The organism is Actinopolymorpha pittospori (assembly GCF_014873875.1).
GTDB classification, from domain to species: domain Bacteria; phylum Actinomycetota; class Actinomycetes; order Propionibacteriales; family Actinopolymorphaceae; genus Actinopolymorpha; species Actinopolymorpha pittospori.
This window is the reverse complement of the sequence record NZ_JADBEM010000001.1, coordinates 9,892,911-9,912,684: the sequence shown is the minus strand read 5'-3', so window position 1 is coordinate 9,912,684 and position 19,774 is coordinate 9,892,911. Positions and strand designations below refer to the sequence as shown.

Here is a 19,774-nt window from a genome sequence, read left to right as displayed (position 1 = left end):
GACAACCCCCGCTGAAGGAGCACGCACATGCTTGACCCCGACGTGCGCCGTGTACTCGACGGCACTTCGATCGCTCACCTCGCCACCGTCCTCTCAGACGGCTCGCCCCATACCGTTCCCCTCTGGATCGGCACCCACGGCGACCGGATCGTCTTCCTCACCGGTCCTGGCTCGCGCAAAGCACGCAACCTTCGCCGCGACCCTCGGGTGGCGCTGTCCATCGCTCCGGTCGACGACCCGTTCACGCCAGTCGTCGTACGTGGGCGGGTCGTCGAATGGATCGAGGGCGACGCGGCTTGGGAGATCGTCGACCAGCTGTCCACGAAATACACCGGTGCGCCCTACGACCGAGGACAAAAGCGCGTCGTGGCCGCAATCGAGCCCGAGCGACAGACCGTCGGCGTCGGCTGAACACGCACGTGGCCTAGCCCCAGGCTGAGCGACGAGACACCGAGTTTCCCGGCGGCGACGACGAGCGCCTGGCTGGTCTGGCGGGCGACGCGAATCCACAACAGAACCCAGTTGCATGGAGGGGGACAGGTGCCCAAACTCGTACGATGTCCGATAGCTACAGGCGACCATCCACGCACGTGGTTCGCTGGATCGAGATCGCGCTGGGTTCGGATGCTCGAGTAGTCGCCGTATCGCGCCTCTTCGGTGGCATGACTGCCCACATGGACCGGCTGACCATCGTCGCCGGCGCGCAGGTGTTCGACGTCGTGCTGCGCCGCATGGCCAATGATCCGTGGGCGACCTGGATCATTGATCGTGAGACAGCCGCGCTGACCCTACTCGCCAACCATGATCTGCCGGTCCCGCGACTCCTGGCTGCCGACCACACCGGCGACCAAGCGGGCGTCACCTGCCTGCTGATGACCGCGCTCCCTGGCGAACCCCTTCTCGCATCGCCCGACCTTGCTGACTGCCTGTACCAGACAGCACGTGTTCTGGTCCGCGTTCACGACCTCGCTCCCGCTGGTCTCACCGCAACTGATCCCTACGGCCTCGACGAGCAAGCAGACCACGCGTGGATCGGCGACCCGGCGCTCAGACGGGCTGTCGCTGAGGCCGCCGCCCTGCCGACATCGCCGTCCGCGCCGAGGCTCGTCCATGGCGACTTCCATCAACTCAACATCCTGTGGAGCAACCAAAAGATCTCTGGCATCGTCGACTGGACATACACCGGTGCCGGTTTCCGGGAGATCGACGTCGGACACTGCCGTCTCATGCTGGCTGCCCTGTTCTCCACCGATGCCGCCGAGGATTTCCTGCGGATGTACGAAGCCGAGGCCGGCGTGCGCATCGACCCGCGTGCCGACATCCGCGCCCTGCTCGACTTCGGCCCGAGCTGGGCGACGTTCATTCCACAGCTTGTAGCTGGACGTGCCCCGACCGATCCTCAAGGCATGCCTGCCCGAGTCGTAAACGTGCTACACGCAGCGCTCAGACGGCTATAGCGCCCCCTCGCCACGTGCGATCGGCTCCGATGTCTCTCACCGCGACCTCATGCCATGAAGCCTCCGTCGACGTCGCCGGTACTTCGGAGTGAAGACCAAGTGTGCATGGAGGGTGTAGACGACCGTGCGACCCCTGCGGACATCGGGGTTTGGCTCCCATCGTGGTGACATAGACAAACGATAGGATCAGGTCCGTGGAGATCGTCGTGCAGGTGAAGCTGATACCGGAGGCCGACCAGGCCGCCGCGTTGTCGGGGACTGTGCACACGGTCAACGAGGCCGCGAACTGGGTGTCTTCGGTGGCGTTGGAGCGTGGTGTTCCGCGTGAGTACGAACTGCGCAAGCACACCTATGCCGAGCTGAGGTCGTGGGGGCTGGGTGCCCAAGCCGCCCAGCACGTGATCAAGAAGGTCCGGGACGCCTACACGGCGCTCAACGCCAACGTCAAGGCCGGGCACCTCGGTAAGCCCGGATCGAAGGGAGGTCGAAAGGCCGAGACGAAGCCGATCGTGTTCCGCCCCGAGGCGGCCCAGCCATACGACGACCGCTGCCTTTCCTGGCAGTACGACACGCAGACGGTGTCCATCTGGACTACCGCGGGCCGGTTGAAGAACGTGCGGTTCGCGTGTTCTGCGGGCGCGCTCAAGACACTGCGGGAGCACCGGCAGGGCGAGTCCGACCTGATCGAAGGGGACGGTGTCTTCTACCTGTACGCCACCTGCGAGGTTCCCGAGGCCGAGCAGTACGAGCCCAACGGCTTCATCGGCGTGGATCTCGGCGTCGTCAACATCGCCACCACCTCCACCGGCTACAAGGCTGCCGGGCGCGGCCTGAACCGGCACCGCAAGCGGCAGCTCGACCTGCGCCGCAAGCTGCAGCGCAAGGGCACCAAGTCCGCCAAGCGCCTCCTCAAGTAGCGCAACCGGCGCGAACAGCGCCACGTCGCCAACACCAACCACATCATCTCCAAGACGATCGTGATCGAGGCTGAACGCACCTCAGCCGGGATCTCCCTGGAAGAACTCAAGGGAATCCGGCAGAGGGTACGGCTCCGCAAGCCCCAACGGGTCGCACTCCACTCTTGGGCCTTCGCCCAACTCGGCGACTTCATCGTCTACAAAGCCCGCAGGGCCGGCGTGCCCGTGGTCTTCGTCGATCCCGCCTACACCTCCCAGCAGTGCTCTGAGTGCGGCCACGTCGACAAACGCAACCGTGTCGACCAGGGGCTTTTCATCTGCCGGAACTGCGGGGTCGTTGCCCACGCCGACCGGAACGCTTCCCACAACATCGCCCGCAAGGGCGAGGCTGTGTGGACTGCGGGGCGTGAGTCACGCGTCCCTGCCACCCCACAAGGAGTGTCTGGACGGAGGAGCCAACCCAGCAGCCAGTTGGGCGCTACCTCCAAACCCGGTCCTTCAGGGCCGGGTTAAGTTGACGGGAGCCATGCACTTACCGTTTGGACAATTCGGTCCAGAACTGAAGCGGAATGCCCCTCGTCGGTTTCGGGCTGGACGGACGCAGACTTACCCGAGCCACCGGAGAAGTTCACATCGCTGCACAGGAAGTACGCCTGATCCTGGTGACTCGCCTGCCACACGGTGTAGACGATGTGCTGCCCGGTACGGCCCGGCGCGCTGGCAGGGACGTCGATGGACACCCCTCGCCCGGCCTGATCCCACTTGGACGCCGGCGTGTTGCCAATCTGCCCGACCAGCTCCAGATCACTCCACCGCAGCGGCTGCTTCAGAGCGTCGAATCCCTGGCGTGTCACGTACACCCGGATGAAGTCGGCGCCGTGGCTGGCTTGGTCGAAGAGCCGAACCCGGAAGTTGTTCGACACCGGGGTGGTGACCCATCGTCCAACCTTGTCGAGTGCGTCATAGCGACCGTTCTCCGCGTGACCACCGCTACACAGCGTGCCATCAGGGATACCTCCCCTGAAATTACCGGCCAGGTTCTCCCGGTACAGACCGTTCCAGTTCCACATGGCGGCGGGGTTGGTGCGCCACGCCTGGTAGCACATCGGGTCTTTGGTCCGCATTTCCGGCGCTTGGTGGTCGTCGCCCCAGCGCTGAAAGCAGCCATAGTTGCGCGAGGCCGGTGCGACCACCGATCCGTGTGCGGACGCGACGCCCCCGAGCGCAAAGGTCGCCAGTAGGACGGTGCCAAGAGAAACCATCAGGGCGCGCGTGGGCAGGGATCGACGCACGTAGTGCAGAACCGACAAATCGCCTCCTGGTATCCGACGCCCACCTCGCAAAGGTCACCGCCACACAGACGCAGAGTCACAGAAGCCAGCTGGATGGGCGCACTGCACAGCTTCCCGCATCGTGGGAAGAGGCTCACATGCGTCGGCATATGTGTCAATGGGAGCCACAGCCGATAGGGCACGATGCCGGGGGTCTGGTGCGCACAGACCTCCTCAACCGGACGTCACGGGACAGGTATCCCTTTCAGGCAAAATCCTCGCGTTCGCCAGGAGACGCCCAAACATGATCATTGGGGGGACTTGTCGTGGGCGGTCAGGGGTTCAAGTCCCCTCGTTGGCTCCGCATGGCGCCGGAGCTTGGAACAGTGCTGCTGACCCGTCCGAAACCGTCATGAGGGGTGCTCCAGGTCCGCGTTCAGCCAGGACCGCAGCGCCTCTTTTCGAATCTTTCCGGTCGATGTCTTTGGCAATTCGTCCAGTCGTTCGAGCCGGGTGGGCAGATACCACTCCGTCATGCCTTGCTCGGCGAGGTACGCGCGCAGCTCGTCCAGGGTCGGTGTGGTTTCGCCTCGGACCGTGATCACGGCGCAGGCGAGCTCGAAATCGTGTTCGTCGAGGTAGCCGACCACGGCGACGTCCGCAACGGCGGGATGTCGCATCAACTGGTCTTCCACATCGGCGACCGGAATCATGAATCCCTTGCCGATCCGGTCGGCGACCCTTCCCATCAGTCGAATTCCGCCGTGCCCGTCACGGGTCGCGAGATCGCCGGTGTCGTACCAGCCGTCGTCATCCTCGCTGATCACGGTCAGCTGGTCGTCCTTCCCACGGGCGGTGGCCAGGCACACCGCGGGACCACGAACGAAAAGCCGACCCGGCTGCTCCGGAGTGACCGGAGTATCGGAGCGAATGTCGAACTCGTAGCCGGGAAAAGGTCGCCCGTCGCTCTGTAGCGCCCAGTCGATCGGGTCATCGGCCCTGGTCATGGCCGCACAACCGCACTCGGTCATGCCCCACTCCGCACGAAGGCCGATTCCGAAGGCCGCAATCACGCTCTTCACCAGCCGGCCGGGAATCTTGGTGCCGGTGGCGGCGATGACGCGCAGCGACGGCAACGGGGTGGGACGCTCCGCCGCCGCGGCCACCAGTTCGTCGTAGTACCTCGCCCCGGCCATCATGACCGCGACCCGTGCCTGCTCGAGCACCGCCAGCCCCGCCGCACCCGACCAGGAATCCAGCAGGATGGCGCGAGCCCCGGTAATCAGCGGGATGCACACGGAAAAACCAAGTCCGAGGCTGTACATCGTGCTGTTCGGGGTGAAACTGGCGTCCGTTTCGTTGATCGACTCGGCTTCGATCACTCCCAAGCAGCCCGCGTACCACGTGTTCTGCGTTCCCAAGACTCCTTTGGGTTCCCCCGAGGTCCCCGACGTGAAAAGGACGATGAATACCGCGTCCGGGTCCTCCACGGCGTCATCCAACGCGACCGGATGCCGCTGCTCCCACGGTGTGGCCTCAAAGGACTCACCGAAATCGATCTCGAGGTCGGATTCAACCTGGCCAAGGACGACGAGCCTGCACGGTCCAGGCAGATCCGGGACGACCGATCGCGCCAAGTCGGCGTGGTCGAAGCCGTCCCACCGGTCGACGGTCACGAACACGCTGGCCCCCACACGTGAGAGAAGCCGCTCGAGTTCGCGGCGACGAATCGTCGTCATGACCGGAGCGATCACGGCGCGAAGCCGGGCTGCCGCGAGATACAGGGCACAGGCCTGCCACCAGTTCGGCAGCTGCATGGCCACAACCTGTCCCGGCCTGACCCCGAGCTCGTACAGCGCTCCGGCGAATCTTTCCACCAGGTGCGCGTACTCACGGTAGGTGATGGTCGTTCGCTGCCCCTCCGATGTGAAGGCGTCGATCGCTACCGCATCGGGAGTCCCGTCCCGCCACTTCCGAAGATCGGTGGTGAGGCCGGTGTCCCGCCACCAACCGTTGGAACGGTATTCCTCTACCACACCCGCAGAAGTATGTAGGGTAAACATGTAAACATGCCCATATAAGTATTCCTCCGCCCAAATGCTCGGAGTGAACAAATTGTCGAGCGTCCTAAGGGTCGACGACCGACGCGACTTTATATCGAGAACGCGAGCCTCAAAAGGCGCGATCGGGCTTCTGCGGCACCTCGGTGGTCTCGTGGCAGGCGTGATCGCAGGGGGCGCGGACGCTGGCGCGCGGTTTCATGTGCAGGTCAGCGGGACGGTGGTGGTTCCGGCGGTGGGTTGGTGGCCGGGCCAGTTCCTGCACGGTGCTTGCCCGTGCTTGGGCCGTAAGGGGGAGTCGGCAGCGTGCTCAGCAGGCCAAGGGTGCCGATGAACCAGATCGCCAGGCCGAGAGGGATACGCCACCACGGCCAAGAGTAGTAGTACAGGCTGATCATCTCTCCTGCTACCTCTGTGGCGCCCCACAAGGTCACCTGGAGGACGCGGCCGGGCTTGCTGAATGTCCATCGGAGTAGATACTTCGAGTTGGACCACCGCCAGCCCATGTCGGCAGGGTAGGCGCGAGGGCCTGCCTTTCGAACAGCACTGGCCCCATGTGCAAGGTGGCTGACACGTACGCGCCAACCGAACGGGAAACCGCTGGCGCGAACTGTGGTCTCGGGCATGGTCTCCCGCCGGCCCGCTGTGTCGAGTTCGCGCACCACCTGGCTCGCGGCCTGGAAAGATCACGCCATGACTCTGGCCCGCCGACGTGTACCCCACTCCACCTGGATCGCTTCGGCCGTGGGGACTGCAGTTGTCGGTTGGGGGCTGGTCTGGTTCGCCGGCGACCTTCTGACCGTTGACAGCGGACCGCGCCCGGCCAGTCGCGAGTACGTCGCAGCTCAGCTCGCTTCGGCGGAAGGTGTCGCCCTGCCTCTGCCGGTTCGGCTTCCGGCCGGCTATGAGGCTCCATATGAGTACTCGACCTCGGTCGGTGAGGACGGCATCGCGGACGTGCGTTCCACCCGATTCGGCCCAATCCCTGGGGCGGCACCGGCGAGTGTGCCTGCAACCGTCGTGTTGTGTGCGCAGCGTGTTGACGATCCCGTCCGCGCGTGTGCTGCACCTCCGACGGTGCGGCACGTGGAACGAACCATGGGCCAGACCCGCCTGGTCATGTGGGCCGAGTACCCACCAACGGCCACTCTCGACCAATGGATGTCCGTCGAGCTCACCACCGACCTCAACAAGGTGACCTGGCTGCGCTGAACTGTCCCAGGACGGGCGCCGCACGAGATCCGTACAGGTGACGGGTGCAGAGAGAGCGGCGGAACGTCGAGCCTTCCCGTTCCGCCTCTCGTCGGGCCCGCGGTCTGCCATGATCGCGCCGTGAACGCGAGCACCCGCTTGGAGCCACCCAAGAGTCGAGCCGTCCGGCCGACTCTCACTGGCGGCATCGGCTGGCTCGGGCTCCTGCTCGGCGTGCTGCTCATCGCCGCGGGCGTGGCACCGTGGTGGCTGTTTGGCGACAGCGCGCGCACGCAGCTCGGTGTCGACCGAGGTGCGCCAGTAGCCATTCCTGTCGACCTGCCAGTCGGCTACGACATCGCCGACAGCTTCGGGTACGGCACCAACGCCAAGGGCCGACCCGACAAGAGCCTGATCAGCGTCGAGGCCGCTGAGGACGCCGCCGCGGACACCAGTCGACAGGTCCACATCTGCGTCGACGATGCCGCCAACAACGACCACCCCTGCGGTCCAGGGATCGCCGGCAACCTCGTGCGAGTCGTCGACGGACGACGCATCGTCATCTCCCTGCCTGACGACAGCACGGCAACCCGAGCCGACTGGCAGTCCGTACAGTTCACCACCCACGTCGACGACGTTGCCTGGCTGGACTGAGCCGCCGAGCACCACACCCAACCTCACCATTGGACGCGCGCCGACCCCGGTCGACACGCACCACACAGGTCCTCTTCATGGTCGAGGTTCCTCATCCACTGAGCTCCTGGTCGTCGCTGATGGACCGACCATCGCTCGTGCCGCGGTTCGCGGTGGCGGCTCGCCGGTTATCAAGATGGCAAGTTCCGGGCGTCAGACGTTGACATTCTGAGAAGTGACGCTTTACTACCTGTCATGACTATTGCGCAGCAGAGATCAGTTCTGGAGAGAGTCGCGCGAGGTGAGCTCTCGCCTGAGGAAGCCGAGCGCGAGCTGGCGGCACTGGACCCGAGTCAGCAGGTGAACCCGAGCAACCCGCCGTCGCCCGCGGCTACGGCCGGCGTGGTCGACCCGGTGCCTGCTCCACCGGTGCCCGTTCCACCGGTGCCCGTCCCGTCGACGCCGCCCGAGCCCCCCACCGCGCCGATGACCCCCGCTCCCTGGCCCCCTGCTTCGATGCCCACCGACCACGAGCCTGCCGACGAGGATCCCTCCGGTTCGGCGGCCCTTGCGGCACTGCGCGTTCACGTCAGCCTGAACGCGGCCGGAACGATCGAGATCGCCGGTGAGGAGGGCACCGACGACGTCTGGTTCGAGGGCCCGCATCGGGGCAAGGTGAACCGGGACGGCGACAACGTGCACGTGGAGGGCCAGGTAGGCGACGACACACTCCTCGTCGTACCGGGGAACGCCCACCTGCATCTGGAGCTCAACGGCGGCGACGCGCTGGTTCGCGGAGTCGGCGGACCCTTCCACGCGCAGCTCAACGTGGGAGATGTCCGGGTGGAGGCCAAACTGACCGAAGGCGAGTCCCGGATCGACGCCAACGCCGGCAACGTCACCGTCGTACTCTCGCCCGACTCCGACGTTCGGGTCACCGCGCGATGCCCGGCGGAGTACGACATCGACCAACGACTGAACAAGGTCGGCCGCGGCGAGTGGGCGCTCGGCGACGGAACCGCGCGTCTCGAGATCGACGGCAATCTCGCCGAACTCGCGGTCCGGGTGGGCTGAGGCGATGGCGACGCCGGTCCATCACACACCTCCGAGCGCATGCCCCACCTGCCAGGCACCGCTGTCGGTCTCGGGGCTGCACTGCGACCACTGCGACACGGAGGTACGCGGCCACTTCCGTCACTGCGAGTTCTGTGCGCTCGATGATGCCCAGCGGGACCTGCTGCGGGTGTTCCTCGCGGCCCGCGGCAACACCAAGGAACTCGAACGCCACCTGGGGGTGAGCTACCCGACGGCGCGCGCCCGCCTGGACGAACTCCTCACGGCGCTCGGGGTGGCCAGTCCTCCGGCCGACCGGCAGACGAGGCGCCGCCAACTCCTCGATGCCGTGGCGCGGGGCGACATCGACGTCGAAGACGCCATGGCCGAACTCGCCCAAAGCACCGGCGGCTAAGCACCTTGCCGCTCGCCGCGGCGTCGGAGCCATTCAGCTAGCTTCAAGGTCGTCGACAGCGATCTCGAAATGCATCATATTGCTCTGAGCATTGGGCTCATTCCCGCAATCGATGCAGACGCTTCCCCACTCCACCCTCGGACGTGATTCGTTTGCGTTCGCCACTTGGATGACCTCCTCTCGGCTCGGATCCATCTCGCGAGTACTGTCCGTCGCTCAACACTGGGGCCGGGAAACCGGCCCCAGACGGCATCGGTGTTGGTGCTGGGTCCTGGCCGACTTTGGCAGCTCTCTTGCGAGAGTGGTTATGTACGCTTCCGGCGTGGATGCCACTGGCGGGAAGAACCAATGAGCGCGCAGGCATGGGATGAGGTACGCAAGTTCGCGCTCGGCCTGCCGTGCGCGATCGAGGACTTCCCCTGGGGTCAAGCTGTCATCAAGGTCGATCATCCGCCTGGGCCCGCAAGGGACGGACTCGTGCGCGGCCCGATGTTCCTGTGGCTCGGCTCGCGTGATGCCGTCGCGCCGGCTGTGTCTGTGAAGCTCACGGCCTCCTACGATCAGGCAGTCGCGCTCAGCGGTGCCGCACCGATGACGATGAGCGGTCTCGGACAATGGGGCTGGCTGACGATCCCTCTCGCGGGTGCGGACCTTGACCTCGTGCGCGACTGGGTGGAGGAGAGCTACCGCAACGTCGCGCCGAAGAAGTTCGTCGCCGAGCTCGGCCGTCGTTGACTTCAAAGTGCGGCTGCGCTGACCAGGGCGTCGTAGCGCTGCACGACCCATTCGACGGTCCGCAGATTTCCTTGGTAGCCGGTGGGATTGGGCACCCAACCGTGGAGGCACCAGCCGGCGCTGCCGACCGAGGCCGTGAGGAGCAGCGGTACGACAGCAGCCAACTCGCGTTCGGTCAACGGATGGATCGAGTGATAGCCGGCGACGTAGTGCCGCAGTACGGCGGCCATGGCATGGGCATCGCCGTCGATGATGTGGTCCAGGAGGCGGCTGGCGAGGTAGTAGCTGAGGTCGCGGACTCGTGGGCCGTAGGGCAGGTGGTCGAGGTCGATGTATCCGGTGACCTGACCGTTGTGTACGAGGACGTTGCCGGCGTTGCAGTCGCCGTGGGTGAGCTGGGTGGGTAGGTCGGTGAGCGCGGCCCAGAGCTGGGCTCGCAGGGGATCCACCAGGTCACGCAGTTCGGCCGGCAGCTTGGCGTAATCATCGCCGAGGATGTCCGGCGCGGGGTCGTCGGTGAATGAGGTCACCTGCCAGGGGCACTCGGCGAGCATTCGGTCGAGCCGGCCGATGCCGTCGCCGATCGTGTGCGCCAGCTCCGGCGACTCGTGGCGCTCAGGGTCGTTGGGGAGCAGAGGAATGAGCGCGTACGCCTGGGTGCCAGTCGGTCGCTTCTCGCTCGGATCGGTGCCGAGGTTGTCGGCGTTGTGCACGATCAGCCCGGCATCGGTGACGATTGGCACTGCCACGGGCAGTCCACCGGCCTGCAGGTAACACAGCACCCGGTACTCCTCGACCGGACCAACTCCGGGTGACCATTCCGGTAGATGCTTGAGTACCCACTCCCGGCCGTCCTCGCCCGTGACCTTCCAGATCGGGTTGTGAACCTTGTTCATCGGCTCGGCTCGGGCCGCACCGACGACCGACTTCCAGGCCTCAAGGGCTGCGTACTCATCCATGGAGGGCACGCTAGGCGGGTCCAGTCCGTGCTCGCACGACGTCTTCGCCGGCCGGATCCGGCCACGTCGAGGCGCTGGTCCGCGGAGTCGGCGGATTCTTCCAGGCGCATCTCAACGTGGGGGCAGGCGGCGGACCCCGGCTGTGTGCCCGCCGGGACGGTGCGTCAGAGCACGGCGAGCCGGTTCACCAGCAGCTCCGTCCTCTGCTCGGTGTCCTGCGGCGGCAGCCGTCCCGACCGGGCCAGGGTCGCCAGCCCGTGCAGGGACGCCCAGAACACTTCGGTGAACAGCGCCGGGTGGACGCCGTCGCCGGCGACCTCTCCGAGGCTCACCAGCAGGGCGGCGAAGGCGTCCTTCAGAGGTTCGGGGGTGGCCGCCTTCGCGAACGCCAGGCCGCCGTCGAGCTGGAACATGGCGTCGTACACCGCCGGGTTGCGTGCGGCGAAGTCGAGGTAGGCGCGGGCGAGGGGGGTGACCCGGGCGCGCGGGCCGTCCGCGGTGGAGGCCGAGGCCCGCAGCGCCGCGGCCATCTCGGCGGCGCCTTCGAGGGCGACGGCGCCGATGATCTCGCGTTTGCCGCGGAAGTGGCTGTAGAGGACGGGCTGGCTGTATTCGATGTGCTCGGCGAGCCGGCGGGTGGTGACCGCGTCCCAGCCTTGCTGCTCGGCGAGTTCGCGGGCCGTCGCCAAGATGAGGCGTTCGCGGTCCGCCCGTTCGCGCTCCTTGCGTTCCTGCACCGACATGCTTCGATCCTAGCATCGCTAGACAGGCGAGCAGCGGCATTGCTAGTGTTGCCACGTCAGCTAGCAGCACTAGATTCCAAGAGGGTCACCATGCTCAACGCACTCGAGGTGTTCACCACCGTGGTCGTCGGCGTGATGGTGGGGGTGGAGTTCTCCGTCGCCTTCGTCATCAACCCGATCCTCAACGCCCTCCCAGAGGACAGTGGTCAACGCGGCCGCGCCCACGGGGGCCGGATGCTCGGCGCCGTGATGCCGGTCTGGTACATCGGCTCGCTCGTCCTCGTCGCCATCTGGGCCATCGCCGGATGGCACCACCGCGGCACCGGCCTCGTCGTCACCGCCGACGCGCTGCTGATCCTCAGCGTGATCATGTCGATCCTGCTGCTCGTCCCGATCAACAACCAGAGCAAGACGTGGACCCCTGACAACCGGCCCGCCGACTGGAAGCAGCAGATGAACCGCTGGGACCGCCTCCACTACGTCCGCGTCGCCGTCATCATCGCCGCCTTCGCCCTGCTGGTCGCTGCCCTCACCTGAGCCCACGGGCTCACCCGCCCGGTCCGGACACCAACACCCTCGAAGTCCGCTGGTATCCGCAGGACGCAGGGCCCCAGTGACACCCACTGACCGATAGCGAGAGGAAGTACCGAAAATGGCCAAGCTGCAGAGTCTCGACCCGCACACGCCGATGTTCGCGCAGTTCAAGGAGAAGACCGGGCCCATCGTTCTGGCCAACTCCTTCGTCGTCCCGAAGGAGAGGACTGAATCGTTCCTGGACCTCTTTCGGAAGCAGGCCGAGTTCATGAAGGCTCAGCCAGGATTCGTCTCCCTGCAGATGCACAAGGGCACGGCGGACAGTCAGCTTCTGATGAACGTCGCGGTCTGGGAGTCGACCGAGGCGCTCGCCACGGCGTTCGGCAGCCCGGAGTTCCAGCGCATGGCGGCCGAGTTCCCCGACGACATCGTGTCGTACCCGCACATCTTCGAGCAGATCGACGTATGACACGGCGGCTGCAGCCGGGGGAGGGCAGCCGGAGAAGCCCTGCCCTCCCCCGGGCAGCCGCGCATCCATGCACCATGCCGGGTCGCCAAGGCCCCCGAGCACCCCACCACGCGTAGCCCCGAACCTGAAGCAGGAGTCACTATGACCGTGGAACTGAATCACACCATCGTCCCCGCCCGTGACCCGCAAGCCTCGGCGCAGTTCCTGGCCGACATCCTCGGCCTGAGTGTCGATCCGCCGGTGGCGCACTTCACGCCGGTCACGCTGGCCAACCAGGTCAGCCTGGACTACGACCAGCTGGACGACTTTGAGCCACACCACTACGCGTTCATGGTCGGCGAGCAGGAGTTCGACGCCGCCCTCGCCCGCATCCAGCACGGTGGAATCACCCACTACGGCGATCCCGCATGCCAAGAGATTGGGCAGATATCACAGCAACACCAAAGGCCGCAGGGGCACTTACTTCCACGACCCCGACGGACATCTCATGGAAATCCTCACCCCGGGCGGCGCCGGGTCGTGAGGCCGATGGCGGCCGATCGCGGCTTCGCTGGTGGCGGGATCACCTTTCGCCCTGCTGGTCACCCCCTCGCCTGACCCCGCGGCCCGACCGCGCGGAGTTCTGTCATTCTTCGGTGATAAAGTACTGGCAGATGTTGGAAGGCCCCGGCGTTGGCCACGATGTGGAGTACCACATATCCTTCGGCACGTTGTGGAAGTTGTTCTTCACGAGTGCCACGGATTGAGCGGGAAGGCTGATTCCCATGGTCCAGAACTCGTCCCGGGCGATCTCGATGATCTTTCGCATGCCTTCGTATCGCGCTTCCAGATCGAGCGACCCCTCGACCTCATCGTGATAGATGGCCATCTGGCGTTTCATGGGCTCCGGTGGCTCTTCGCTCGGAGTTGCGCCCTCATACCAGTTCGACCACAACGGGGCGAATGACGAGCCTGAGGTAGCGAACAACCAGCGAGGGTCCAGAATCATCCCCTTGGATCCGTACTCCCCGATGTCCGTCGTACAGTCGTAGTCGCCGGTCTGCTTGCGTGGCCCATACAGAGAGGTGTCGAGATTTTCGATCCTCAGATCAATTCCTACTTCTCTCCACGACCCCTTCATGAGCTGCAGCACGTCAGCCATTTCGAAGTATCGAACATCCGTCAGAACGGTGATGGCAATCGGGTTCCCGTTTGGGTCAAGGCGGATTCCGCCGCTGGACCGTTCCTGATAACCCGTCTTGTCTAGATGCTCGTTCGCCCGATCGAGGTCGTACTCGGTGTACTGGGTTCCGATGTCGTCGGAATCGTAGAACGGCACCTCGGGCCGCGGAGCGGTCTGCCACGGTTTGCCCTGGCGCTGATAAACCGCTTTGATGATCTCCGGACGGTTGATGGCGTACGAAAGGGCGATGCGAAAGTCCTTGTTCTGATACATGCTTCGCTTGACGGGATCCTTGTGAGTGAGGTTCAGGCAGATTCCCATGGCGTTCATCTGTGTATCCCTCATGCGCCACAGCTTGTATCCGCCACGCTCGGCATCTCGCGCCAGGACGGGTCGGTTCCTCGGGTTCGCGATCGGGTCATGGTGGTACATGTCGATCTCGCCGCTGGCGGCCCGGAGGATCAACACCTCGTCTTGGTTGAAGATCTGGTACGTAATACGGTCGATATATGGCAGCTGCCTGCCCTGCGGATCGACGGCGAAGTAGTACGGGTTACGGTCGTAGACGACCCGGTCGCCACTGCTGAGCCCGTTGGTAAGCCGCCACCCACGATGAGTGGGCAACTCGGTATTGTTGTAGATGTCCGTTCGCAGGTACCACAGGTCGACCCAGCTTGACAGCTTCTCCTTCTTTACGAGCGCATCGATCTCGGGATTGTGGTCCTTGTGGAACTGCTTCAGATAGTGGCTCGGGAGTAGCTCGACGATCGGATCCCAGTCGGCGAGCTGTTGGAGGAACAGCGCGTACGGCTGTGCGAAGCTGAACCGCACCTTGTAGTCGTCGACCTTCTCCGCGAGCAGCGGCTCTCCTCCGAACTGGAGCCAGTTGGAGATGACCGGAGTCAGTTCCTTGTTCTTGAAGACTGCCTCGTACCAGAACATGATGTCGTCCGCCGTGAGCGGCTCGCCGTCGGACCACTTCATCCCCCGCCGAAGTGTGAACAGGTACTCGCGGCCGCCCCCGGAGATCTCGACATTCTCCGCAACGTTCGGAACCACGTTCTCCCACTTGCGGTCCCACATGACCAGCGGGTCGTACTTCCATGTCCCGATGATCGAGTTGACGTCCGATCCGATAAGCGCATTGCGCCAGGTCCCACCATATGTTCCCAACCGCTCGACCGGTTGGATCACCCTCGGCTGGTCCGGAAGTCTCTCTTTTAGTGGTGGCAAGTCGCCGGCCTTGACTCGCTGGGCAAGCGTCGGCGCCTCGATTTCCGTCTGCCTTTCGCCAGCACTCGTCCCTCTACCTGGACTATCGTCCCGGGATGGATCGGTCGCGAGGAAGTCGCAACCGCCGAGCAGGAGAGTGCCACCAACTGTCGCGCCCAGCGTGAGAAGATCTCTACGGGACTTTTTTCCCGACATCCTCGTTCACTCTCTTAGGGATGGCCGATAGTCGATACGGATCCGATACAAGTCGCTGACGGAGTATTCCGCGATGCGACCCCTCCCATCCATTTCGGCCGAGAGTAGTCCTGGTGGACGAGCAGTCAATGTTGCCGTCCGAACGCGGACAAGTCGGGCACCGCAGGTTGAGCAGCACAACGTCGCGATGCGGGATGGCCGTGTCCAGCAGCGCTTTGAAGATCAGCGGCGGCACGATTCCGGCGAAGGATGAGGCGGCCAGCAGGGCTGCGTATCCAGCCAGGCGCCACCGGTACGGCCGGACGAACCTCACCATCCGCCGCATGGTGGCCCGACCATCCTCCGGCCCGCCCCCGTCGTGCCCAGTCTCCAGCCTGTTCAGCGACATCAGTCTTCGTCCTCTCGCTGAGGTGCGGTTTGTTGGAGCGTGGAGAGGGCTGTGACGACTTCCCGCCGCGCGGTGTCGCCATCCAGCCCCAGGCGTTGCAGGATCTGCGCCGCGAGGCCGGCCGGCACCTGGTAAAGGCCAAGAAGAAGATGCTCGGTCCCCACGTAGTTGTGGCCAAACTCGAGCGCCTCGTTCACGGCGCTGGAGAGCACCGCGTTGGTCCGAGGCGTATGGGGCAGGTCCGTTCGCTTGGGCTTACCGCCGCCTCGAGGCGCGAGTGCCAGCACCGCGGCCTCCGCGGCCTGCGGGCCGATGCCGGCGGCGACCAGGATCTTCGCCGCGATGCTCTCGGGTTCGCTGTAGAGACCCAGCAGGATGTGCTCGGTTCCGAGATAGCCGTGCCCGAGTGATTTGGCGTGCTCGGCCGCGGCGTCCAACGAGCGTTTCGCGCGTGGTGTGAGACGTTCGTACGTCAAACCGGCGACGTTCGTGGCGAAGCGTCGGTGCACAGCCTGCTTCGTCACGCCAAGGGCGTCACTGATCTGCACCCAGTTCCAGCCACTACGACGTGCCCGGAAGACGAAGTGGTCCAGGACGGCATCGCCGGTCGTGTTGAGCTCGGTGACCAGAGCTTGGGCGGTCGCGAGCTGCTCGCCCACGTCGTCGCCGGCCTCGTCCCGCACGATCCCGATCAAGTCCTGCAGGCTGGGTCGCTGAATCATGGGTCAACAGTAAGCTGACCGATCCTCTGGGTCAATGAACTGTTGACCCAGGGCTCAGGTCAACGGTCGGCTGACTCGGTGGCTGGCTGTCGGTGGCGGGGTCTCGGTTCCGCCGAACCACGGCTGCCGAAACCTGTTGACCGTGCGCGGCGCGTCCGTAAGTGTCCTCGGGCATGACGATGCCTGCCGAGCTGACGCTGTCGGCCTATACCGGTGACGGTGACCTGAGGGCCATCGAGGCGGTGCGTTCCGCGGTCCGCACCATCAAGCCGGATGCCTGGTTGCCCGGTCCAGACACTGACCCGGCGCCCGAGCGGCTGCGGTACTGCCGGATCGCGCGCGTCGGTGAGACGCCGGTCGGTTACACCTGGATGGACTGGTGGACCGAGTGGAACGGTACGCGGCTGCTGCTTGTGCTCGGGTACGTCCATCCGCGATGGCGGCGGCGCGGCATCGGTGGTGGCCTTCTGGCCTGGCAGATACGGGCAGCGCGACAGGATCCGCCGGTGCTCCACGGCGACGGGCCGTACGTGTTCGGCGGCAACGCCGACACCGATCAGCCCGATGTGCGAGACCTGCTGGAGCGGGCCGGGTTCCGGCTGGTGTTCACCGTGGTCGAGCTGGAGTGCGACCTGGCCGAGACCGCCCCGGCGCCGGTGCCTCTTCCCGACGGCTTGGTCGAACGGAACCTGGGCGAGGCCGAGCACCGCCTCATCCACGCGGCGATCGAGGAGTCATTCGCGACTGGCGCACACGCACACGTGCCGCGCACCTTTGAGGAGTATCGACGTGACGTGGCCGAACGGCAGTCGGACACCGCCCTGTGGTGTGTCGCCTGGGACGGCGAACAGGTGGCCGGCGTGGTGATCAACGAGATGGGTGATTCCGGCACCGGCGTGACACCGTGGGTTGCCGTGCGGGCACCGTATCGGCGGCGCGGTCTGGCGACGGCGCTGGTGCGTACCGGACTGGCGCGGTGCGCTGCGGCTGGGCTGGAGCGCGTACGGATCTCAACGGTCCTGGAGAACGCCAACCAGACGGTCGGCTTCTACGAACGCACGGGCTACCGCGAGGTACTCAGGAGGCCGAGGTATCGCCGCCCGTTCACCGAGGACGGCGACCGGCCCGGCGAACCGTCGTGACCGGTTCGTCGAGGCGATGCTGCAGGGGTACGACCAGAACCGTTAGCCGTCCTGCCTTCAGTCGCCGGTCAGGGGCAGGGGGCCGCGCTCGAGGACCTCGGCGAGGCACCGTGCTGTCTCGGTGAGAGCGGCCTGGTTTCCGGTCCACACGTTCCACCCCAGATGGGTGAAGCCGATGTGCAGCTCATAGCAGTGGTGGCGGACAGCGGCGTCGACGAGGGCGTCGGGCTCTGCCTGCACGCTCGGGTCCCGGAGCAGCCCGGACAGCGGGTCGGCAGCGGCGATCCCCGGGTGGAACGGTGCCCAGAAGCTGCACCAGGCGGCATCGAAGAGGAAGTCGCCCCGCACCGAGCACTTCCACGACAGCACCGCTTCGACCCGGCGGGCGTCCGGACTCACGAGTACGTTGCCGTGCAGCAGATCGGCGTGGATCAGGTCCCGACGCTCCGGGCAGGCATCCATCAGGGCCGACACGCGTTCGGTGACCGCCGCGGACAGCGCGGCCAGCTTCCGGTCGTCCGCCAGGGCGGTACTCCATCCGTGCACCAGGTTCGCCGGATCGTCGACCAGGCCAGCGAGGAGGAACTCCCGCCAACTCCTGGTGGACCCGCCCGCTTCGTGCCAGACCACCGGGGAACCCGGACTCGGCGGCACCCGATAGAGGGCGACGAGCAGGCGGGTGAGCGTGGGAGCGAGTACGTCGGCCATCTCCACAGGCGTGTCCTCCAGGAACCCCCCGTGGTGACGCACCGAGATGGCATAGGCCCGTCCGGACGGGGTGGTGCCCACCTCCCTGACCTCCGGCACGGGCAGATCTGGGCCGGCGAAGGCCATGGCCATCCGGTCGGCCTCATACCAGGCCACCTCCGGACCGAAGCGGACCACCAGCTCTTCGTCGCCTACCCGGTAGGCCCACGCCGATGACCACGCCCCGCCCGACAGTGCCTGCAGGTCCGTTGCGGTACCCGGCCGTCCGGCCAGGAACGCCACGACCTCTTCCTGGCTCAGTTCCTTGACGCTCACGGTGCCATTGTCTGCCCACGGCGGCCGGCGCGTCGAACTCAGGTCGAGAAGGCGGTGCCGCCATTCGAGTCCGCGAGGGAGGCCGACTTCCGTCATAGGCTGACCGCACCTGATGGACAGGAGGCTGAGGTGGCTGAGACGGCGCTCACCGAGAGCAAGGTGGCCGAGGTCATGGCAGAGCTGGCCGAGCTCGAGGACCCGAAGATACGCGAGGTGAACGAGAAACACGGTGACGATCACGGTGTGAACCTCGGCAAGCTGCGTGCGCTCGCGAAGCGGCTGAAGACGCAGCAGGAACTCGCGTGCCAACTCTGGGATACGGCTGACACCGCGGCGAGGCTGCTGGCGATCCTGATCTGCCGCCCGAAGGCGTTCGAGCGCGACGAGTTGGACGTCATGGTGCGCGAGGCGCGCCCACCCAAGGTGCACGACTGGCTCGTGAGCTACGTGGTGAAGAAGAGTCCTCACGCCGAAGAGCTGCGCCTGGCCTGGTTCGCCGATCCGGATCCAAAGGTCGCGAGTGCCGGCTGGGCGCTGACCACCGAACGCGTGACGAAGAAGCCTGAGGGCCTCGACCTGGCGGCACTGCTCGACGTCATCGAGGCGGAGATGAAAGACGCCCCCGACCGCCTGCAGTGGGCGATGAACCACTGCCTGGCTCAGATCGGGATCGACCACGCCGAGCACCGCGCCCGCGCACTCGACATCGGTGAGCGCCTGGAAGTCCTCAAGGACTACCCGACCTCCCCGGGCTGCACGTCTCCGTTCGCACCCATCTGGATCACCGAGATGGTGCGCCGACAGCACGACAGGTAGGGAGGGCCGAGTTGTTCGAAACAGGCCAGGCGATCGTGCGACGCGATGCGTTTCGCGGCCGTCTCTCGTCGGCGTGGCAGGGGCGCGTCGTGCACGACACGGGAGACGAGCTCGCGTGGTCGATCTGGCCAGGCGTCGAGATCCTCACCTCGACCACCCAGATCGAGTCGGTGCGCACCGTACGCGAAGGCCCGCGATATCAGGGGGTACTGGAGGCGGCTGAAGGTCGAAAAACGCTGGCCACCGACGTCATGGGGGCCACCATCCTCGGCTTCCAGATCCCGGACGCGTACTTCAGCGTGTTGCTGTTCTTCCACACGGATGGCCAGTTTGCGAAGTGGTACGTCAACTTCGAACGGCCCTACCGGCGAACGCCTATCGGCTTCGACACCCACGATCTCCTGCTCGACCTCGTTGTTCAACCGGATCGGACGTACCGGTGGAAGGACGAGGACGAGTACGAGTACGGCCGCGAACTCGGCCTGGTCGACGACACCGACCACGTACAGATCGAGAAGGCGAAGGATCAGGTCCTTGCCCTGCTCGAGCAGCGCAGAGGCCCGTTCGAAGAGCGCTGGACGAGCTGGCAGAGAGACCAGACCTGGACGCTTCCCACCATGCCCGCCAACGTGACCACCATACCGGCCATCGTCTGA

22 protein-coding genes are annotated in these 19,774 nt (G+C 65.6%); 15 read left to right on the top strand and 7 right to left on the bottom strand.

The genetic code is table 11. The features are described 5' to 3' along the window. The first annotated feature begins 27 nt into the window (after nt 1-27). The 4 genes from HEB94_RS45785 to HEB94_RS54995 all read left to right on the top strand — a co-directional run bounded on the left by HEB94_RS45785 (nt 28) and on the right by HEB94_RS54995 (nt 2,887). Nucleotides 28-411 carry a PPOX class F420-dependent oxidoreductase gene (locus HEB94_RS45785; protein WP_192755637.1) on the top strand — a complete coding sequence of 128 codons (384 nt, stop codon included), beginning with the start codon at nt 28-30 and terminating at the stop codon, nt 409-411. Nucleotides 412-674: 263 nt separating this feature from the next. After that, entirely contained in the window at nt 675-1,457 is a 783-nt protein-coding gene (locus HEB94_RS45780) for a phosphotransferase family protein (protein ID WP_192755636.1), read from the top strand. A gap of 194 nt (nt 1,458-1,651) precedes the next feature. After that, nucleotides 1,652-2,374, top strand: a complete 723-nt coding sequence (locus HEB94_RS49875) for a transposase (protein ID WP_202896894.1) — start codon at nt 1,652-1,654, stop codon at nt 2,372-2,374. Nucleotides 2,375-2,434: 60 nt separating this feature from the next. After that, complete coding sequence (locus tag HEB94_RS54995; protein WP_420481561.1) at nt 2,435-2,887, top strand: RNA-guided endonuclease InsQ/TnpB family protein; 453 nt, start codon at nt 2,435-2,437, stop codon at nt 2,885-2,887. On the opposite strand, the gene HEB94_RS45770 is transcribed toward HEB94_RS54995, so the two are convergent. Together HEB94_RS45770 and HEB94_RS45765 are read right to left on the bottom strand one after the other, a co-directional pair. Continuing rightward, on the bottom strand, nt 2,884-3,684 hold the full coding sequence (locus HEB94_RS45770; RefSeq protein WP_202896893.1) for a lytic polysaccharide monooxygenase auxiliary activity family 9 protein: 801 nt from the start codon (nt 3,682-3,684) through the stop codon (nt 2,884-2,886). The two genes, HEB94_RS54995 and HEB94_RS45770, sit on opposite strands and share 4 nt — an antisense overlap. Nucleotides 3,685-4,055: 371 nt before the next feature. Further along, nucleotides 4,056-5,708 (bottom strand): AMP-binding protein, encoded by a 1,653-nt coding sequence (locus HEB94_RS45765; RefSeq protein WP_238363201.1) that lies wholly within the window; start codon nt 5,706-5,708, stop codon nt 4,056-4,058. A 1,083-nt stretch (nt 5,709-6,791) separates the two neighbouring features. Here HEB94_RS45765 and HEB94_RS53090 point away from each other — a divergent pair. From HEB94_RS53090 to HEB94_RS45740, 5 genes are all read left to right on the top strand, one after another. Next, nucleotides 6,792-6,917, top strand: coding sequence for a hypothetical protein (locus tag HEB94_RS53090; protein WP_273377413.1), 126 nt, complete (start codon nt 6,792-6,794; stop codon nt 6,915-6,917). Between the two features lie 120 nt (nt 6,918-7,037). Continuing rightward, entirely contained in the window at nt 7,038-7,550 is a 513-nt protein-coding gene (locus HEB94_RS45755) for a hypothetical protein (RefSeq protein ID WP_192755633.1), read from the top strand. Between the two features lie 234 nt (nt 7,551-7,784). Beyond that, complete coding sequence (locus HEB94_RS45750; protein ID WP_192755632.1) at nt 7,785-8,603, top strand: DUF4097 family beta strand repeat-containing protein; 819 nt, start codon at nt 7,785-7,787, stop codon at nt 8,601-8,603. 4 nt (nt 8,604-8,607) lie between these two features. Continuing rightward, nucleotides 8,608-8,997: a DUF2089 domain-containing protein gene (locus HEB94_RS45745; RefSeq protein WP_192755631.1), complete on the top strand. Its 390-nt coding sequence runs from the start codon at nt 8,608-8,610 to the stop codon at nt 8,995-8,997. A gap of 348 nt (nt 8,998-9,345) precedes the next feature. Further along, complete coding sequence (locus tag HEB94_RS45740; protein WP_192755630.1) at nt 9,346-9,732, top strand: MmcQ/YjbR family DNA-binding protein; 387 nt, start codon at nt 9,346-9,348, stop codon at nt 9,730-9,732. A gap of 2 nt (nt 9,733-9,734) precedes the next feature. Here the strand turns inward: HEB94_RS45740 and HEB94_RS45735 are convergent, their stop codons facing one another. Both HEB94_RS45735 and HEB94_RS45730 read right to left on the bottom strand, forming a co-directional pair. After that, nucleotides 9,735-10,691, bottom strand: coding sequence for a phosphotransferase enzyme family protein (locus HEB94_RS45735; protein WP_192755629.1), 957 nt, complete (start codon nt 10,689-10,691; stop codon nt 9,735-9,737). 164 nt (nt 10,692-10,855) lie between these two features. After that, a complete protein-coding gene (locus HEB94_RS45730) occupies nt 10,856-11,434 on the bottom strand; it encodes a TetR/AcrR family transcriptional regulator (RefSeq protein WP_192755628.1) in 579 nt (192 codons plus the stop codon). 90 nt (nt 11,435-11,524) lie between these two features. Between HEB94_RS45730 and HEB94_RS45725 the strand changes: the two genes are divergently transcribed. The 3 genes from HEB94_RS45725 (at nt 11,525) to HEB94_RS45715 (ending at nt 13,034) form a co-directional block, all read left to right on the top strand. Continuing rightward, the gene (locus HEB94_RS45725) at nt 11,525-11,971 is read left to right on the top strand and encodes an anthrone oxygenase family protein (protein WP_192755627.1); all 447 of its coding nucleotides are present in this window, start codon (nt 11,525-11,527) and stop codon (nt 11,969-11,971) included. A gap of 115 nt (nt 11,972-12,086) precedes the next feature. Continuing rightward, nucleotides 12,087-12,437 (top strand): antibiotic biosynthesis monooxygenase family protein, encoded by a 351-nt coding sequence (locus HEB94_RS45720; protein ID WP_192755626.1) that lies wholly within the window; start codon nt 12,087-12,089, stop codon nt 12,435-12,437. A gap of 141 nt (nt 12,438-12,578) precedes the next feature. After that, entirely contained in the window at nt 12,579-13,034 is a 456-nt protein-coding gene (locus HEB94_RS45715) for a VOC family protein (protein ID WP_202896891.1), read from the top strand. Nucleotides 13,035-13,062: 28 nt separating this feature from the next. Here the strand turns inward: HEB94_RS45715 and HEB94_RS45710 are convergent, their stop codons facing one another. Together HEB94_RS45710 and HEB94_RS45705 are read right to left on the bottom strand one after the other, a co-directional pair. Then, on the bottom strand, nt 13,063-15,027 hold the full coding sequence (locus HEB94_RS45710; protein ID WP_192755625.1) for an ABC transporter substrate-binding protein: 1,965 nt from the start codon (nt 15,025-15,027) through the stop codon (nt 13,063-13,065). Nucleotides 15,028-15,414: 387 nt separating this feature from the next. Continuing rightward, nucleotides 15,415-16,137: a Clp protease N-terminal domain-containing protein gene (locus HEB94_RS45705; protein ID WP_192755624.1), complete on the bottom strand. Its 723-nt coding sequence runs from the start codon at nt 16,135-16,137 to the stop codon at nt 15,415-15,417. A gap of 173 nt (nt 16,138-16,310) precedes the next feature. On the opposite strand from HEB94_RS45705, the gene HEB94_RS45700 reads away from it, so the two are divergent. Next, entirely contained in the window at nt 16,311-17,279 is a 969-nt protein-coding gene (locus HEB94_RS45700; RefSeq protein ID WP_192755623.1) for a GNAT family N-acetyltransferase, read from the top strand. Nucleotides 17,280-17,336: 57 nt separating this feature from the next. Here the strand turns inward: HEB94_RS45700 and HEB94_RS45695 are convergent, their stop codons facing one another. Further along, on the bottom strand, nt 17,337-18,302 hold the full coding sequence (locus HEB94_RS45695; RefSeq protein WP_192755622.1) for a phosphotransferase: 966 nt from the start codon (nt 18,300-18,302) through the stop codon (nt 17,337-17,339). Nucleotides 18,303-18,431: 129 nt separating this feature from the next. Between HEB94_RS45695 and HEB94_RS45690 the strand changes: the two genes are divergently transcribed. After that, on the top strand, nt 18,432-19,118 hold the full coding sequence (locus HEB94_RS45690; protein WP_192755621.1) for a DNA alkylation repair protein: 687 nt from the start codon (nt 18,432-18,434) through the stop codon (nt 19,116-19,118). Between the two features lie 89 nt (nt 19,119-19,207). After that, nucleotides 19,208-19,774 carry a DUF402 domain-containing protein gene (locus tag HEB94_RS45685; RefSeq protein WP_192755620.1) on the top strand — a complete coding sequence of 189 codons (567 nt, stop codon included), beginning with the start codon at nt 19,208-19,210 and terminating at the stop codon, nt 19,772-19,774.

Bases quoted from the DNA above. Each gene is read 5' to 3' on its own strand.
- HEB94_RS45785 (WP_192755637.1), top strand. From the start codon at position 28: ATGCTTGACCCCGACGTGCGCCGTGTACTCGACGGCACTTCGATCGCT.
- HEB94_RS45780 (WP_192755636.1), top strand. From the start codon at position 675: ATGGACCGGCTGACCATCGTCGCCGGCGCGCAGGTGTTCGACGTCGTG.
- HEB94_RS45765 (WP_238363201.1), bottom strand. From the start codon at position 5,708: ATGTTTACCCTACATACTTCTGCGGGTGTGGTAGAGGAATACCGTTCC.
- HEB94_RS45750 (WP_192755632.1), top strand. From the start codon at position 7,785: ATGACTATTGCGCAGCAGAGATCAGTTCTGGAGAGAGTCGCGCGAGGT.
- HEB94_RS45745 (WP_192755631.1), top strand. From the start codon at position 8,608: ATGGCGACGCCGGTCCATCACACACCTCCGAGCGCATGCCCCACCTGC.
- HEB94_RS45740 (WP_192755630.1), top strand. From the start codon at position 9,346: ATGAGCGCGCAGGCATGGGATGAGGTACGCAAGTTCGCGCTCGGCCTG.
- HEB94_RS45735 (WP_192755629.1), bottom strand. From the start codon at position 10,691: ATGGATGAGTACGCAGCCCTTGAGGCCTGGAAGTCGGTCGTCGGTGCG.
- HEB94_RS45730 (WP_192755628.1), bottom strand. From the start codon at position 11,434: ATGTCGGTGCAGGAACGCAAGGAGCGCGAACGGGCGGACCGCGAACGC.
- HEB94_RS45725 (WP_192755627.1), top strand. From the start codon at position 11,525: ATGCTCAACGCACTCGAGGTGTTCACCACCGTGGTCGTCGGCGTGATG.
- HEB94_RS45720 (WP_192755626.1), top strand. From the start codon at position 12,087: ATGGCCAAGCTGCAGAGTCTCGACCCGCACACGCCGATGTTCGCGCAG.
- HEB94_RS45715 (WP_202896891.1), top strand. From the start codon at position 12,579: ATGACCGTGGAACTGAATCACACCATCGTCCCCGCCCGTGACCCGCAA.
- HEB94_RS45710 (WP_192755625.1), bottom strand. From the start codon at position 15,027: ATGTCGGGAAAAAAGTCCCGTAGAGATCTTCTCACGCTGGGCGCGACA.
- HEB94_RS45705 (WP_192755624.1), bottom strand. From the start codon at position 16,137: ATGATTCAGCGACCCAGCCTGCAGGACTTGATCGGGATCGTGCGGGAC.
- HEB94_RS45700 (WP_192755623.1), top strand. From the start codon at position 16,311: ATGACGATGCCTGCCGAGCTGACGCTGTCGGCCTATACCGGTGACGGT.